The sequence below is a fragment of the Paenarthrobacter sp. 10L420 genome (genome assembly GCF_056395385.1).
Genome location: NZ_JBFTJK010000010.1, coordinates 40,800 through 56,905, shown reverse-complemented (window position 1 = coordinate 56,905; position 16,106 = coordinate 40,800). Strand labels below are relative to the sequence as shown.

Annotated in this window: 11 protein-coding genes; 5 read left to right on the top strand and 6 right to left on the bottom strand. The window is 62.4% G+C overall.

The annotated features are described in order from the left end of the window. Positions 1–262: 262 nt before the first annotated feature. Entirely contained in the window at positions 263–1,678 is a 1,416-nt protein-coding gene (locus tag AC1DD5_RS15450) for a ferredoxin reductase (protein WP_477522039.1), read from the bottom strand. Further along, a complete protein-coding gene (locus AC1DD5_RS15445; protein WP_477522038.1) occupies positions 1,675–2,976 on the bottom strand; it encodes an aromatic ring-hydroxylating oxygenase subunit alpha in 1,302 nt (433 codons plus the stop codon). The genes AC1DD5_RS15450 and AC1DD5_RS15445 overlap by 4 nt, the downstream gene beginning before the upstream one ends. Positions 2,977–3,139: 163 nt before the next feature. Here AC1DD5_RS15445 and AC1DD5_RS15440 point away from each other — a divergent pair, with 163 nt between their 5' ends. The 5 genes from AC1DD5_RS15440 (at position 3,140) to AC1DD5_RS15420 (ending at position 11,652) form a co-directional block, all read left to right on the top strand. Further along, positions 3,140–4,072, top strand: a complete 933-nt coding sequence (locus AC1DD5_RS15440) for a LysR family transcriptional regulator (protein WP_477517410.1) — start codon at positions 3,140–3,142, stop codon at positions 4,070–4,072. 272 nt (positions 4,073–4,344) lie between these two features. Then, positions 4,345–6,948 (top strand): GH32 C-terminal domain-containing protein, encoded by a 2,604-nt coding sequence (locus AC1DD5_RS15435; protein WP_477522037.1) that lies wholly within the window; start codon positions 4,345–4,347, stop codon positions 6,946–6,948. A gap of 593 nt (positions 6,949–7,541) precedes the next feature. Beyond that, positions 7,542–8,579: a quaternary amine ABC transporter ATP-binding protein gene (locus AC1DD5_RS15430; protein ID WP_477522036.1), complete on the top strand. Its 1,038-nt coding sequence runs from the start codon at positions 7,542–7,544 to the stop codon at positions 8,577–8,579. Beyond that, positions 8,579–10,612 carry an ABC transporter permease gene (locus AC1DD5_RS15425; protein WP_477522035.1) on the top strand — a complete coding sequence of 678 codons (2,034 nt, stop codon included), beginning with the start codon at positions 8,579–8,581 and terminating at the stop codon, positions 10,610–10,612. Before AC1DD5_RS15430 ends, AC1DD5_RS15425 begins: the two co-directional genes overlap by 1 nt. A 59-nt stretch (positions 10,613–10,671) precedes the next feature. Then, positions 10,672–11,652: an ABC transporter substrate-binding protein gene (locus tag AC1DD5_RS15420; RefSeq protein WP_442006458.1), complete on the top strand. Its 981-nt coding sequence runs from the start codon at positions 10,672–10,674 to the stop codon at positions 11,650–11,652. Positions 11,653–11,817: 165 nt separating this feature from the next. Here the strand turns inward: AC1DD5_RS15420 and eda are convergent, their stop codons facing one another. From eda to manD, 4 genes are read right to left on the bottom strand one after another with little or no spacing between them, the layout of a single operon-like run. Beyond that, positions 11,818–12,447 carry a bifunctional 4-hydroxy-2-oxoglutarate aldolase/2-dehydro-3-deoxy-phosphogluconate aldolase gene (gene eda, locus AC1DD5_RS15415; protein WP_477522034.1) on the bottom strand — a complete coding sequence of 210 codons (630 nt, stop codon included), beginning with the start codon at positions 12,445–12,447 and terminating at the stop codon, positions 11,818–11,820. Next, positions 12,440–13,855, bottom strand: coding sequence for a mannitol dehydrogenase family protein (locus AC1DD5_RS15410; protein ID WP_477522033.1), 1,416 nt, complete (start codon positions 13,853–13,855; stop codon positions 12,440–12,442). The genes eda and AC1DD5_RS15410 overlap by 8 nt, the downstream gene beginning before the upstream one ends. Before the next feature lie 38 nt (positions 13,856–13,893). Beyond that, complete coding sequence (locus tag AC1DD5_RS15405; RefSeq protein ID WP_477522102.1) at positions 13,894–14,829, bottom strand: PfkB family carbohydrate kinase; 936 nt, start codon at positions 14,827–14,829, stop codon at positions 13,894–13,896. 47 nt (positions 14,830–14,876) lie between these two features. Then, positions 14,877–16,088 carry a D-mannonate dehydratase ManD gene (gene manD, locus AC1DD5_RS15400; protein ID WP_477522032.1) on the bottom strand — a complete coding sequence of 404 codons (1,212 nt, stop codon included), beginning with the start codon at positions 16,086–16,088 and terminating at the stop codon, positions 14,877–14,879. Positions 16,089–16,106 lie beyond the last annotated feature (18 nt).

The window sequence follows — 16,106 nt, the reverse complement described above, 5'->3', positions numbered from 1 at the left end:
GCCACTGTCACTGGCCTTTGAAGAAGAATCCCATACCAACCCCAATATTGCTCTTCTGTTTTCGAGCCTAAAGGTAAGTATGCTTAGTGTCAACGATTTGAGGCGACTTTAGTAAGTATGCTTATAAATTGTGGTGCTAGCTTAAAGCAGAAACCCCCTCTCGCGAGGGGGTTTGCCGGGCGTGAAGGTAGACCCGAAGTGGGTTCCAAGCCTCCAAGCAGCGGGAAATCAGGGAAGTTTCGGTTCAGGCACCTGGAAGACCCTACGCATCGATCACCATGTCGGTCCGCGCTGTGGAGCAGCAGGGCAGGAACTTGCCTGCATCAATTTCCCTAGCCCGGATCCCGCCCTGGTGGTTCATTTCCACTTCACCGGAAAGCTTAACGACCTTGCACGAGCCGCACATGCCTTCCTTGCAGTTCGCCCCGATCCTGACGCCCGCCCGCTGGGCCGCCCCCAGGATGTGTTCGGTGGGGTCGATGCGCACATTGATTCCGGTGCGCATGAAGGACAGCGTGAGGCTTCCCGTTCCGACTGTGTCGAAGCTTGAAGCATCCGGGGACGCGGCCTGCGGCGCCGTGTCCGAACCGCCGTCGAGGGTTTCCGCACTGGGCGCATCCGGATCGATGGTTTCCAGCGGCAGTCCCCCGGCCTTCAGGGTTCCCTCGGCGTCGTAGCCTGGCTCGTAGAGCCCGAACGCTGTGGGCTGGCTTTCGTAGTAGTCCTCCGCGGAATCGGCGATTTCCTCCGCGATTTCCTCGGCAATGTCCGCCGCTAGCGCGAGCTCCGCCTGGTACTCAAGGATCGTCTGGCGGTCTCCCGAAAAGAATTCCATGTAGATGGAGGTGTCGTCGACGCCGACCTTCCCCAGGAGCTCCGTTGCGGTGTTCAGGTAACCCTCTGGACCACAGGCATAGACCTGGCGGCCGTTGGCGTCGGGGGCCACTTCGTCCAGCATGGAGGCCGTCAGCCTTCCGGTGAGTCCTTCCCACCCCTCAGGCTTGCTGCGGTCGCCAAGGGAGTAGAAGACCTTGACCCGCGAGTCCACGGAGGCGATGTAGGCCAACTCCTTGTGGAAAGCAAAGCCTCCAGCCTCCGCGCCGTGATAGAGCACGACGACGTCCGCGTGCCCGGGCAGGGAGTGGATGGTCCGCACCATGGACATGATGGGGGTGATCCCTGCGCCGGCAGCCAACAAGAGGTAGCGTGCCCGGCGGTCGGCATCGGGCAGGTGAAATGCCCCAACCGGGCCGAGCATGTCCAGGACGGTGCCGGCTTTGATGTTCTCGTGCACCCAAGGAGAGACAAGGCCAGTGGCGTCCCGTTTGACTGTGATGTTAAAGGTCCACGGCTGAGTGGGCGAACTGGACAGTGAGTAGCTGCGGTCCACCGGATCCTGGTCCTCGCCGTTCACGGGAAAGGCAACGTTCACGTACTGCCCCGCACGGAACGCCAGTGGCGCACCGTCACAGCGGCGGAACACGAAGGTCATCATGCCGCCCACCTCGGGAACCACCTCAACACATTCGGCCATGAACTCCTGCGGATGCCAAGGACCCAACGCGCGGGCAGCGCTGGCGGGACCCTCGGTGCTTCCCATCACCCTGTTCCAGGGCATCTCAAGACCGCGAATGCGCTGCGGTTCCTGGACTGCCGTCTCAGTGAGGAGTTCAATCATGCCAGGTGCTCCTGGACACGCTGCACGTACCAGTTAATGAATGCCTCCACCTGGTATTCGCTCTTCATGTACGGGCCGGGCTCGTAGGCAGGGCTGCCGGCGCCCGTCTGGCACAGCTCCACGAACGCCTTGTCCTGCAGATTGGTCTGCTTCCAGGTGTAGGTGAGCTTCTCCAGGTCGTAGTCGACACCTTCCACGGCGTCATCGGCTACCAGCCACGTGGTGCGGACCAGGGACTGGTGCTCGTTGATGGGGAAGACCCCGAACGTGATCACGTGGTCGCTCTGGAAGTGGAACCAGCTGTTGGGCTGAAGGTGCATCGAGCAGCGGCCAAGCCGGAAGTCCGGCAAATCGCCGAGCAGCTTCTTGGAGAGCCTGTGCCCATCGGGCGAGAACGATTCGCCGTCGCCGTCCAACGATTCCCGGGAGATACGGATTCCAGCAATTCGGGTGTCGAGCTCTTCTACCACCTCGTAGGGAAGGCCATAGCGGCGGCAACGCTCCTCGAGCGATGCCTGTGCTTCCTTGTTGCGGTCCCACACCTCTTCAAGGTGGGCCGGGATCAGGCCCTCCGTCAGGCCCCAGGTGGGGAAGAGGGAACAAGCGAGTTCCGGGTGTCCGTCGCAGTGGTAGCACTCACGGTTGTTCTCCATGACGAGCTTCCAGTTGCCCTCTTCAACGATGTTCTGCTGGTAAGCGACTTTCGTCTTGGACAGATCGTGGGGTGCGATGTAGGGCTCGAAGATCTTGGAGGTCTCGTCAAAGTCGGTGGGCGGTTCGTCCGCAATGCAGACGAAGATCAGTCCGGCAACCACGCGGCTGTGGGCGCGCTTGAGGCCGAAGCAGCCCTTGTCGAACTTCGTCTCCCCCGGCGCCGAGGCATGGATCAGGTTGCCCTCCGGGGAGTATGTCCAGGAGTGGTAGCCGCAGACCAGGTTGCCGGTTGACCCGGCGGGCTCGGTCAAGACGCGGGCGCCGCGGTGGCGGCACACGTTGTGCAGGACGTTCACGCCGCCGTCGTCATTGCGCAGCACGATCAGGGAGTAGGGACCATAGTCGACGGTGACGTAGTCGCCCGGCTCCGGAAGTTCCGCGATGCTGGCGGCAAAGATCCAGTGCTGGCCAAAAATGGCTTCCATGTCGATCTTGAAGATCGTGGCATCGGTGTAGAAAGGCGCATCGAGGGAATATCCCTTGCGCCGGAACTCGAACAACTCGCTGATCTCTGCCAGCTGCTCTGCAGGCAAAGATGAAGCGAGTTTTCCGCGTGAATTGAGGGGCAAGACTGGAGCAGACATGTGTTTCCTCCCGGGAGGCCTGGGTTAGCGTGCGATTCATGGCGACCAAGGGTGCTTGGGTGCAACCGATGTTGTATTCAAAATCCTTGTAGTCATGAGATTAGGGACGAATGAGCTGCAACAAAAGCGCAACATTTAGAAGATAACCATGCACAATAGGTGCATGATCGATGCGAGACTCATCACACTTCGAGTGTTTGCCCGCTGCGGCACCATTGGCGCCACCGCGGAGCTCACAGGCTATTCTCCCTCCGCAGTCTCCGCGCAGTTGCGCGAGCTCCAGCGCGTGCTTGGAATGCAGCTGCTGACGAAGGACGGCCGGGGGGTGCGACTGACCGCCACTGGCCGCTTTCTCGTGGCGGGTTCGGACACCCTCATTGCCGACTGGGAGAGCCTGCGTGCAGCCGCCATGGAGGCTGGCGACCAGGTGCAGTCCCATTTTGGCCTCGGCGGATTCTCGACGGCGGCCGCCCAGTTGCTCGCGCCGCTCGCCGCGACCCTTCGCTCAACACGTCCCCTGCTGGAGGTGCAGGTCCTTGAAGCCAATCCTGCCCGCTGCTTCGACTTGTTGGTTGCCGAGCGAATCGACCTCGCGGTCATTGTTGCCATGCAGTCCGACACTTACGCTGAGGACGATCCCCGCTTCGAACAGACCGTCCTGCTCGATGACCCCCTGGACGTGATCATTCCCTCTGACCATCCGTTGGCGTCGCGGGAAACAGTGACTCTCCAAGAGCTGGCCTCGGAACCCTGGATCACCGAGGCCGCCGGCTCCACGTACCATTCCCTCTTCACCGCGGCGTTCACTGCAGCCGGGGTAACACCACGAATTGCCCATGAGGCCGTTGAGTGGGAAACCCAAATCGCGTTCGTGGGCGCGGGGCTGGGCGTGGGCCTGCTGCCGCGACTGGCGCCGCTGCGTAGTGCAGAAAACGTAGTCCGCCTGCGTATCACCGGAAGGGGTAAGCCCTCGCGCCGCATTGTCGCCGCGGTGCGGCGCGGCAGCATCACATCGCCCCTGATCCAGGAGTCGCTCGGCATCCTGCAGCAAAGCGCCCATCGGATTCTGACTGCCCGTCCCGAAGACGATCTCTGAAGTCTTTGTCTGGTCGCCTCGCCTAACGTAGCAAGCGCGGAGTAACGCGCGTTATCGACAGAGTATGTGATTGAGGTTACCCGCGTTACTCCACGCGGTCAATCACCACGTTTGATTCGGAAAGCGTCACCTAAGAGGGCTATAAGAAACCGTTGACTTGTCCGATGGACTTGCCATAGCTTCTGACACTGACAACGTTGTCTAAGTGGGGATAGGCACGCCGCGATGAAGGGCGACCGAAAAAAACAATGAGAAAACTCAAGATCAAAAGCATGCGGGTAGCAACGTCTGCGTTTACGTTGGCGGGACTGACGCTTACGGGCGTCATGGCTGGTGTGACACCAGCCTCCGCGGGACCAGAGGTGGGAAGTGAGCAATTTCGGCCTGCTTACCACTACACACCCGCGAAGAATTGGATGAACGATCCCAACGGGATGATTTTCCATAAAGGTGTCTACCACCTCTTCTACCAGCACAACCCCTCCGGCAACACGTGGGGAAACATGTCCTGGGGCCATGCGACGTCCAAGGACCTGGTTCACTGGCAGGAGCAGCCCCTCGCTCTCCCAACCGACGCACAGGAAGATGTATTCTCCGGCAGCATTGTGGTTGACAAGGACAACACAACCGGCTTCGGGACGAAGGAAAACCCCCCGCTGGTGGCCATCTACACCAGTGCCTACAAGGAGCCCTCCCCGCACCGGGGCCTGCAGGCCCAGTCCCTGGCGTACAGCCTGGATGACGGCCAGACCTGGACCAAATATTCAGGAAATCCTGTGCTGAACCGCAATTCAGCCAACTTCCGGGACCCAAAGGTCTTCTGGTACGACAACCCGTCCGGCGGCGGATATTGGGTCATGACCGCAGTCGAATCACAGGATCACAAGGTCCTCCTGTACAAATCCGGCAATCTCAAGGACTGGACTGCCCTCAGCGAATTCGGACCCGCCAACGCCAGCGGCGGCCAGTGGGAATGCCCTGATATGTTCCCGCTCGCGGTGGATGGGGATACGAACAACATCAAGTGGGTCATGGTCGTCAACATCAACCCCGGCGGTGTCGCCGGAGGCTCGGCTGGACAGTACTTCGTGGGCAACTTCGACGGCACCACGTTCACCTCCGAAACCACGAAACCAGCCACAGCGGCACCGGCCGGCACTGTCCTGGCCGGCTTCAACGACGGCACCTACAGCGGCTGGACCGTCAACAACGAACCCGGCAACTGGAAGAACGGCCCTTTCGGCGACGCTCCCGCCGCCGGTTCCCTGCCCGGTCAAAATCCGGTGACCCAATTTGGCGGCACAGGACTGATCAACTCATTCAACGACGGCGACTGGCCGCTGGGTTCCATGCAGTCACCAACCTTTACCGTGACCGACGACTACCTGAATTTCCTCATAGGCGGCGGCAAGCACCCTCGCGTCTCCGACAAGCTGGACAACACCCCGCCCCCAGGAGAACTCAAGTTTGACGGCTTCGAGGTACCAGATGGCACAACGCTGGCCGATGCCGGCTGGACCGGCACAGGAGACCTGACCCCCAACTTCCAGCCGGCCACCAGCGGTGGGGACTTTTACCTTGGCGCCAAACGAATCAACACGTTCGAAACCGGCACCGTACCCGGTGATGACCGTCAGGGTACCCTGACATCCCCTGACTTCCCCATCACGAAGAACTTCATGAGCATGCTCGTTGGGGGCGGCCACCGCTCGGCGGACTCCGGTCAGACCCTGGCCGTCCAGCTGCTCATCAACGGCAATGTCGTCCGCTCCCTGGCGGGCGATAACGCCGGACTGCTGAACTGGAAAGGCTGGGACGTTTCGGAATTCGCGGGCCAGAATGCACAGCTGCGGGTGGTTGACCAAGCTACCGGCGGGTGGGGTCACCTGACCCTTGACCACGTCATGCTCACCGACACCCCCGCCGTCCCCAGGTCCGATGAAGAAACGGTGAACTTGGTGGTCAACGGACAGGTGGTTCGTACGGCCACAGGCAACGACAGTGAAACCTTGGATTGGGCCTCATGGAATGTCAAGGAATTCGTTGGGCAGCAGGCACAAATCAAGGTTGTCGATAACAACAGGTTCGGCTGGGGGCACATACTCGCGGACGAGTTCACCGCAAGCTCCACAGCAGCGACGTCCCGTCTGGAGTCCTATGACTGGCTGGACTACGGACGCGACTACTACGCGGCCGTCTCCTTCGCGAACATGCCCGACAACAAGCGGGTCATGGTGGGCTGGATGAACAACTGGGACTATGCCAACGACATCCCTACCAACCCGTGGCGCAGCGCCATGTCACTGCCCCGCGATGTGCAGCTGACCCAGACACCTGACGGACCACGACTTACCCAGAGCGCCGTCAAGCAAGTGGACGATCTCGCGCAAAAGCCCAGCTACGCCGATAAGAAGGGCGGCGCCGTCGCGGCCGGAACAACGTCGCTGCCGGCGTCGACTTCGGGCCAGGTCCAGCGTGTGGACATCACCTTCGCCCCCGGCACCGCGAAGAAGTCCGGCATCACCGTGCAGGGCGACGGCAACTCCTCCACCATCATCGGCTACGACGCCATGACCGGAAAGATCTTCGTTGACCGAACAAAGTCCGGAAACACCGCTTTCCACTCGGCATTCTCTTCCGTGGATGACGCCCCTGTCGCCTTGGACACTAAGGGCAATGTCACCCTTCGGATCTACGTGGACCGCTCATCAGTAGAGGTGTTCACCGGCAACGGTCTGCAGACCATCACCGACCAAGTGTTCCCGAACGCCGGAGCTGACAAGATGGGACTCTTTGCAGAAGGCGGCACCGCGCAGCTGAAGTCGCTGACCGTGACGCCAATGGAACAGTCGATGTTCCTTTCCGGAAAGAAGTAACACCCGTGGGTCCCCTGGCTGCCAACAGTGCAGTCCGGGGACCCACTACGTCATGGCCGTAATACGACGCGGTGGTACCGTCACAAAGCAGCTTCCCTCAAGGTGACCTTTTCCCTTGGCTACGCACCCAGCCCGCCAATTATTTGGACCGCGCAAGCCTCGCTCCTGGTGGCTGGACGTTCGTGTTGAAACCTTGCTCGCTGGCAGCCTTAGTTCAAACAGCCAACACTCTCGCCGGCAGCAGGCACCCCAGGGCCTTTCTAATGCCCAGACTCATCGAAGCTGTTGGCCATCGTTTTTATTTATTTCCAAACCTTGACAGGCTGAGTGAGATACATCACTGTTGCGTATTACGGGTGATGTTGATGCATGCACAACCAGCCGTATGTAGATCAAGTCCGTTCGCAGCAAGAAGATTCACAGTGCCCTAGCGACATCGCGCAAGGATTTGCCCGCGGGCGTCTGGAGCATGACGTCGATGTAACCCAGCCTTCCCCAAGCCGAGTGGGTTGACTTCGGCGAAAGAACAAGCACCAAAACGTCCACTCGAAGCCCGGCCATTGGTTCGAGCCGCCATAAGCAGGAGTACAGCAATGAACAGCCCCGACATCTCAGTACGGAACCTCTGGAAGGTTTTTGGCGCCGCTGGCGAAAAGGTCCCTGGCGATCCCCAGCTTTCGTCCCTTAGCTCTGCTGAACTGTTGGCGGCCTCGGGCTGCGTGGCGGCCGTCCGAAACCTGAGTTTCGACGTCGCAAAGGGTGAGGTCTTTGTAGTCATGGGTCTTTCGGGATCCGGCAAATCAACCCTTATCCGCTGCCTCACACGGCTTATCGAACCCACGTCAGGGCAGGTAATGGTGGACGGCAAGGATGTCCTGCAGGCAGGCGTTGGGGAGCTGCGGGAGCTGCGCCGGCGCAAAATGTCCATGGTGTTCCAGCACTTCGGACTCCTGCCCCACCGGACGGTTTTGGACAACGTCTCCTACGGGCTGCAGATCCGTGGGGCGGCCAAGAACGAGCGCTACGGCCGGGCTCGCGAAATCATTGAACTGGTTGGACTGAAGGGGTACGAACAGCACTATCCGGACCAACTGTCCGGCGGGATGCAGCAGCGCGTTGGCCTTGGCCGGGCCTTGGCGGGCGATCCAGACACTATCCTTTTCGACGAGCCCTTCTCGGCACTGGATCCCCTCATCAGGCGTGACATGCAGGCCGAGGTCATCCGGCTCCACAAGGAAATGGGTAAGACCATGGTCTTTGTCACCCATGACCTTTCCGAGGCACTCAAGCTCGGTGACCGCATCCTGATCATGCGCAATGGCGAAATGGTCCAGTGCGGCACCGGGGATGAGTTAGTGGGATCCCCCGCCGACAAGTACATTCAGGATTTTGTGTCCGAAGTTCCCCGCGCGGACGTTCTGACCTTGAAGTGGATCATCCGTCCCGTGACGGATGGAACGCCCCTGGATGCTCCGGTCCTCAGTTCCGGGATGATCATCCGGGACGCCATATCAGCGGTGATGCATTCCTCCTGCCCTGTCCTCGTGGAGGACGAAACAGGCAGGATCATCGGGCAGATCGACCGTGACAGCATCCTCTCAGTGCTGCAGCCAGCGGAAGCAGCGGCCTGATGACTACGCTTGTCCGGGACCAGGAAAAGGTCAAGCCAACATCGACCCCTGTCAAGGAACCGCGCCGCCGTCCCAGCCGCCGCACCGTTCTGCTGGTGGGCGCGGGCGTCGTCTGGATCCTGGGATTTCTGATCCTGCACGGAACGTCGACTCTGACTTTGCCTGCCTCCGAGCTGACTGATCTGCATCGCTCGCTGAACCAGTTCAACGCCTGGGTCGCTGCCAACCGCGCGGACAACCCGATCTTCCTGTATGTCTTCACGCCCCTGCGGGCAGTGGTGGACAACGTCGCCAACCTCTTCATCACGCTTTTTGCCGCAAGTTCCACCGGTCTGCGACTGCCAGAAATTGGCTGGTTTGGAACCGTAGGACTGCTTGGCTGGATTGCATTCGCAGTCGGGAACGCCCGCGTGGCCCTCCTGACGGTAGCCGTCTTTACCTTCTTCGGCTTCCAAGGGCTGTTCGTCGAGGCCACCTACACGTTCGCCCTGGTCCTCACCGCGGTGCTGCTGACACTCCTGGTCGGAATCCCGCTCGGCATCCTCGCCGGCGTCTCCACGCGCGTCGCAACAGTGATCACGCCGGTACTGGACTTCATGCAGACTTTGCCCACGTTCGTTTACCTGGCACCGTTGGCGCTCATCTTCCTCATTGGCCCGGCCTCGGCCGTCATTGCGACCGTCATCTACGCCGCGCCTCCGGTCATCCGCCTTACGGCCCACGGCATCCGGAGCATCCCGGAGAACACCCGGGAGGCATCGGACTCGCTGGGTACAACGGGCCTCCAGCGGCTGCTTACCCTGCAGCTTCCCATGGCCCGGCGGACGGTTGTCATGGGAATCAACCAAAGCACCATGGCGGCTCTATCCATGGTTACTATTGCGGCACTTATTGCCGCTCCAGGGCTTGGCCAGGTTGTTGTCCGCGCGTTGCAATCGCTCGACGTCGGCACTGCAGTAAATGCCGGCCTCTCCATTGTGCTGCTAGCGATCGTGCTGGACCGGGTGACCACTGCGGCCAGCCGCCGGGCGGAACCCGGCGCTGCCCGGAACGGCCGGATCTCCCGCAGGAATCGATACATAGTCTTGGGCGCCACGCTGGGCCTGGCCCTGGTCATGGTCCAGTTGTCCAGAAGCTCATTGTGGGCCGCGGCTTTCCCCAAAGACTTCAACATCGGCCCGGCGATCGTTCAGGCCGTAAGCTCGGCAAGCCAGTGGATGCAGAACAACCTGTCCCTGTTCACGGTGTCCCTGCGGGAATCCATCACCACTGGAATCCTTAACCCGTTCCAGTCCCTGCTCACGGACACGCCCTTCTACATCCTCGTGGGCGTCATTGCCCTGGCGGCATACGCATTGGGCGGCTGGAAGCTCGCCGCCGTGACCACCGCCTGCCTTGGTGTCATCATCTACCTCGGCCTATGGAGCGATTCCATGGTCACCCTCGCAGGAACGCTGGTGGCCACCGTGCTGGTCATGGTCCTTGGTGTGGTCTTCGGAGTCGCCATGGGCCGTTCGCAAAGGGTGGACCAAGTCCTCCGGCCAATACTCGACGCCGGCCAGACGATGCCCGCGTTCGTCTACCTTGTTCCTTTCCTGGGACTATTCGGCGCTACCCGTTTCACGGCGATCATCGCAGGCATCATCTATGCAGCTCCTGTCGCCATCAAAATCACCGCCGACGGCATCGCAGCGATCTCCCCCACCGTCCTTGAAGCTGCCATTTCCAGCGGATCAACGCCATGGCAGGTCATTACCAAGGTCCAGTTGCCGATGGCAAGGAAATCCCTGGCACTCGCCGCCAACCAAGGGCTGATCTACGTCCTTGCCATGGTGGTCGTGGGTGCCCTGGTCGGTGCAGGCGGACTCGGGTACGACGTCGTCGCCGGCTTTGTCCAAAGTTCCCTGTTCGGCAAGGGCCTGGCCGCTGGCCTTGCCATCGTGTTCCTCGGCATCCTGCTCGACAGGATGACCCAGGCTGCTGCGGCAGCCCCGATACGGAAAATTGCCTCGGCCAAAATCCCCTCAACCTAGTCCCTCCAACGAACAATCCAGCCCGCCATACTCCCACCCCCAACAAGGAGACCCACCAAATGAAAAAAGTCCCACCGCTGTTGAAACGAACTATCCCGCTGATGGCAGGAGTCGCCGCGGCCGCTTTGCTGCTGACAGGCTGCGGGGGTGCTTCCGTGAACCAGGTGGCCGCCGCCCCCGCAAGTGGCGGGGATGCACCCTGCGGAGCTGTTAGTGTCGCGATGAACGCCTGGGTCGGCTATACGGCCAATGCCGCCGTGTACAGCTACGTAGCGAAAAACCAGCTTGGTTGCACCGTGGTGCAGAAGGACCTGAACGAACAGATTTCCTGGCAGGGTTTCGCCTCCGGTGAGGTGGACGTGATCATGGAAAACTGGGGCCATGCTGACCTCACCAAGCAGTACATTACGGATCAGAAGGTGGCTGTAGACGCCGGTGCCACCGGCAATGAAGGCCACATCGGCTGGTATGTACCACCATGGATGGCAGAGAAGTACCCGGACATCACGGACGGGAAGAACCTGAACAAGTACGCCTCGATGTTCACTACTTCCGAGTCCGGCGGAAAGGGCCAGGTCCTGGACGGCGACCCCGCTTTCGTCACGAACGACGAAGCCTTGGTGAAGAATCTGAACTTGGATTACAAGGTGGTGTTCTCTGGCTCGGAGGCTGCCCTGATTCAGTCGTTCCGGACGGCGGAACAGAACAAGACGCCGTTGCTGGGCTACTTCTATGAGCCACAGTGGTTCCTGTCCCAGGTTCCACTTAAGAAGGTCGCCCTGCCGGCCTGGACCGAGGGCTGCGATACCGACGCGGAAAAGGTCGCCTGCGATTACCCGACCTATACCCTCAACAAGGTCATTTCCAAGAAGTTCGCGGACAGCGGCTCACCGGCAGCCAAACTGGCCAAGGGCTTCAAATGGACCAACGATGACCAAAATTCAGTTGCCACGGATATCCAGGGCGGCATGACGCCCGAGGCCGCAGCCAAAAAGTGGGTGGACGCGCACCAGCAAACGGTGACGTCCTGGCTTAGCTAAAGAAACCGGGCGACGGCGGCACTCGGGCGAGTGCCGCCGTCGCACTGTTCTTCAGTGGTTGGCTTAGCGGGCTATCCAAGAAGCCGGCTTGTCCATACCGGATGACATCGCGGTGGTGTCGTTCGATGGGTCAAATTCAGCCCTGCTCTCTGTAACTTTGCCGGGTCACGCCCTCCGGAGCGCCGCAGCCCCTTCTGCGAGCTGAGTGATTTGCTGCCAGTCCTGATTTTCAATGGCGCCGCGGGGGGTGAGCCAGCTGCCTCCGACGCAGGATACGTTGGGCAGTGCGAGGTAGGACTGCGCAGAAGCCAGACTGATGCCCCCGGTGGGGCAGAACTGAACGGCCGGAATGGGTGCCCCGATGGCGGAGAGGTAGTCCGGGCCGCCGGCGGGTCCCGCCGGGAAGAACTTCATGGAGGTCAGGCCTCGCTCCAGGACTGCCATCACTTCTCCCACGGTGGCGACGCCCGGCAGCACAGGGATATCCAGCTGCAACATGTGGTCCAGCAGGAACGGTGTCACGCCGGGGCTGACCAGGAACTGGGCGCCCGCGGACACGGCATCGTCGGCCTGCGCCGGAGTGAGGATGGTGCCGGCGCCCAGCAGGATGTCCGGCACTTCGTTGGCGATGCGCTTCAGTGATTCAAGCGCGCTGTCCGTTCGGAGTGTCAGTTCGATGATCCCGACGCCGCCCTCGACCAGTGCCCGTGCCAAGGGGACCGCATGCTGCGGATCGTCGATCGTGACTACAGGGATAACAGGGGAAACATGCAGGACACTGGTTGCCTCAGCCATGGGTGATCTCTTTTCTCAGGCCATCCAGCCCGGTGTCGATGATGCGGTACCAGTGCGTCAGCAGGTCGATGAAGGTGGTGTTCGCCGCGAGCTCTTCATCGAAGATGCTGCGCACGCCCAGGAGGGCCGGTACTACGGTGACGGCGGATCGCCCTGGGGGCAGGGCCGCGTGCAGCTCGTCCGCGAGTGGATCGTTCAGGTCCGTGGCAGCAGTGGTGGCTACGTGGTGCATCCACGCGGCCACGGCAAGAGACGCCCAGCGGGGTTCGCGTCCGGCGTCGAGTCCGGCCCGGGCGGTGGTCAGCAGGCGGAGGCCGATTTTCTGGGACCCATCGCTGCCCACCTTGGCGGTGGTGTGGCCCAGCGCCGGGTTCGCGAAGCGTTCCAGGACCTGGGCGCAGTACATTTCGCCGTCCAGGCCCGGCGGGAGGCTGATGGTGGGCAGCGCGTCCTCGCTCATCATCCGCCCGCAGGCAAGCCGGAAGGCGTCGTCGCCGACGGCGTCGCTGATGGTCGCCTTGCCGCTGGCAAGGCCCAGGTAGGCGAGCATCGAGTGGCTCGCGTTGAGCAGGCGCAGCTTGGCCTCCTCCCAAGCGGCCACATCGCTGCTGAACAGCGCTCCGGCCTGCTCCCAGGCGGGCCGGTCCCCGGCGAAGTTGTCCTCGACGACCCACTGCATAAAGGGTTCGGCCACCACTGCGGCCTCGTCGCGGAGTCCCAATTCATGTTCGACGGCGTCAAGGTCCCCGGCCGTTGTGGCCGGTACCATCCGGTCCACCATGGTGCTGGGGAACGTGACGTTGTCCTCCAGCCAGCGCAGGAGCGGTCCGGATTCGGCCTCCGGCAGGGCCGCGGCGAAGGCCCGCACCAGCGTGCCCGTCAGCTCACCGTTGCCCGGCAGGTTGTCGCACGAGACGACCGTGAGCGGTCCTCCGCCGGCCAGGGCCCGCTTCTGGATGCCGCGGGTGACCTGTCCTATGGCGGTCAGTGGCGGGTTCCCGGCAAGATCGCACTGGACCTGTTCGTCCGCGAGGTTCAGTGAACCGGTGTGTGGATTGATCCGGTAGCCCTTTTCGGTGACCGTCAGCGTCACCACATGCGTGCTGTCCGCCGCGATCCGGTCCACCACCGCTTCCGGCTGGTCCCGCCCGGAGATGGCCTCGACAATGCTGGATACCACGCGGAGCGGCGCGGCACCGCTCCCCCGCTCATCGACGCAGAAGAGTCCGTCCTGCGGGGTGAGCTGGCGGGCCACGGTGTCCGAACGTTGGGTTACCCCGATGATCCCCCAGCTGGAATCGCCGGTGGCGAGCATGGCTTCTTCGGTGAACACCGCGGTGTGGGCGCGGGCGAAGGCACCCAGGCCCAGGTGGACGATCCCTGGCTGAATGGTTCCGGGGGCCAGCAACGGCTGGTGTTTGCCGGTGCCGGCCAGGGACGCGGCGCTTAGGCGTGCGATGGCGCTGCTCCTTCCGGTGCCAGACCGATGGAAGCGTGGGCCCTGGTCTGCTCAAGCGTGGGGATGAAGCCGGTGCCGCCCTTGCCGCCCACCACCAGTGAAGCCGTCGCTGCACCATATCGTGCAGCTACAGGGAGGGGGTCGGCAAGGACCAAGCGGGCGGTGAGAGTGCCGGCAAAGGCGTCACCTGCGCCCGTCTGATCCACCACAGCCGGCGCCGGAATCGAGTCGATCCAGGCTTGGTCCCCGCCTTCGCCGTCCAGTTGGATCCCGTCGGCGCCGCAGGTAACGGCAACGTTCCGCGCCCCCAGGCTGCGCAGTTTCGCCGCTGCCTCCACCGGGGTAGAGCAGTTCAAGAGTGCGGACGTTTCACCCGGAAAGGACGGGGTGATCAGGAAGGCTCGAGGCGCCAACTGCAGCAGTGCCGCCGTCGCCTCGTCTGCCGAGGTGAGCCGCGGCCGGAAGTTGGGGTCAAAGACGAATCGTTTGGCCACGGCTGCAGCCTTCATGACGGCTGCCCGGGACGATTCCGAGATGGCGCAGGCGATGCCGCCCGCCACCACGGCGCCGGCGGCGGCGAAAACTGCAGGGTCGACGTCGTCGGGCCCCAAGGTGGAGCCGACGCTGCCGGTGCGGGCGTACGAGAACTCGCGTTGCCCGTCCGGGTCGCAATGGACGAGGTAGACACCCTGCTGGCCGCGGCGGAACGTCAGCAAATCGGCGGAAATGCCGAGCTCCAGGATCCTGGCGACGATCGCCCTGCCGAGATCGTCGTCGGTAAGGACCGAAAGCAACCCAACACGGGCACCTGCCGCAGCAGCGGCGGCGGCGACGTTCAGGGCGTCTCCGGAGATGCCGAGCTGGGCAGGCACTCCGTGCCCAAACGCCACATCCGTAGCCACCTCAACGAGGATCTCCCCCATTACGACGACATCGAACGGTGGGTTGTTGATATGCGTTGTTGTGTGGTTCACCAGTCGTGCACCGATCCGTCCAGCCGCCGGTTGATGGGAAGGTACTTCGGATCGAAGGGGAAGCGGGCAGCAGCTTCCTCGTTGAATTCAACGCCAATGCCGGGGACGTCTCCGGGATGCATGTAACCGTCGCTGAAGGTGTAGGACGTGGCGAATACCTCGTTGGCCGGCTCCCGGTGGCCCATGTACTCCTGGATGCCGAAGTTGGGGATGCTCATGTCCACGTGCAGCGCCGCGGCGAAGGAGGCCGGCGAGAGATCGCCGGCGCCGTGCGAGCCGGAGCGTACACCGTAGAGGTCTGCGAGGGAGAAGATCCGGCGCAGGTGCGTGATGCCGCCGGCGTGCGAAACGGAGGTTCGGATGTAGTCGATCAGCCGTTCGGTGATCAGCTGCTGGCAGTCCCAGATCGAGTTCAACACCTCGCCCACGGCGATCGGCGTCGTCGTGTGCTGGCGGATGAGCCGGAAGGCGGACTGGTCCTCGGCCGGCGTCGGATCCTCGATCCAGAAGGGCCGGTACTGCTCCAGCGAGGCGCCCAGCCTGCCGGCCTCGATGGGGGTCAGGCGGTGGTGCACGTCGTGCAGGACGTGCACGCCGTAACCGAACTGTTCGCGCACATGCGCCATCATCTTCGGCGCGAAGTCCAGGTACGCCGTCGTTTCCCAAGCGTCCTCCTGCGGGACGTTGCCGCTGGCGGGCTCGTAGAGCTTGCCATCCACGGGCGCGATTCCGTAGGTCTTCTCCAGGCCCGGCACGGCGGCCTGGGCACGTATTGCCTTGTAGCCGAGGTCCAGGTGGTGCTGGAAGTCGGCGCTGAGTTCCTCCAACGTGGAGCCGCTGGCGTGCCCGTAGACCATGACGCCCTCGCGGGCGGCGCCGCCGAGGAGTTCGTACACGGGCATGCCGGCAGCCTTGCCCTTGATGTCCCAGAGCGCGACGTCGATGGCGGCGATCGCCGTCATGGTCACCGGGCCGCGGCGCCAGTAGGCACCCTTGTAGAAATATTGCCAGGCGTCCTCGATGCGGCGCGCGTCCCGGCCGATCAGCAGCGGGCAAAGGTGCTCGGACAGGTAGGACGCCACGGACAGCTCGCGCCCGTTCAGGGTGGCGTCGCCGATGCCGGTGATGCCGTCCTCGGTTTCAATAACGAGCGTGACGTAGTTCCGTCCGGGCGACGAAACCACTACCCGTGCGTCGGTGATCTTCACTGGTTGGTCCTTCAGGTG

Bases quoted from the DNA above. Each gene is read 5' to 3' on its own strand.
- AC1DD5_RS15450 (WP_477522039.1), bottom strand. From the start codon at position 1,678: ATGATTGAACTCCTCACTGAGACGGCAGTCCAGGAACCGCAGCGCATT.
- AC1DD5_RS15445 (WP_477522038.1), bottom strand. From the start codon at position 2,976: ATGTCTGCTCCAGTCTTGCCCCTCAATTCACGCGGAAAACTCGCTTCA.
- AC1DD5_RS15440 (WP_477517410.1), top strand. From the start codon at position 3,140: ATGATCGATGCGAGACTCATCACACTTCGAGTGTTTGCCCGCTGCGGC.
- AC1DD5_RS15435 (WP_477522037.1), top strand. From the start codon at position 4,345: ATGCGGGTAGCAACGTCTGCGTTTACGTTGGCGGGACTGACGCTTACG.
- AC1DD5_RS15430 (WP_477522036.1), top strand. From the start codon at position 7,542: ATGAACAGCCCCGACATCTCAGTACGGAACCTCTGGAAGGTTTTTGGC.
- AC1DD5_RS15425 (WP_477522035.1), top strand. From the start codon at position 8,579: ATGACTACGCTTGTCCGGGACCAGGAAAAGGTCAAGCCAACATCGACC.
- AC1DD5_RS15420 (WP_442006458.1), top strand. From the start codon at position 10,672: ATGAAAAAAGTCCCACCGCTGTTGAAACGAACTATCCCGCTGATGGCA.
- eda (WP_477522034.1), bottom strand. From the start codon at position 12,447: ATGGCTGAGGCAACCAGTGTCCTGCATGTTTCCCCTGTTATCCCTGTA.
- AC1DD5_RS15405 (WP_477522102.1), bottom strand. From the start codon at position 14,829: ATGGGGGAGATCCTCGTTGAGGTGGCTACGGATGTGGCGTTTGGGCAC.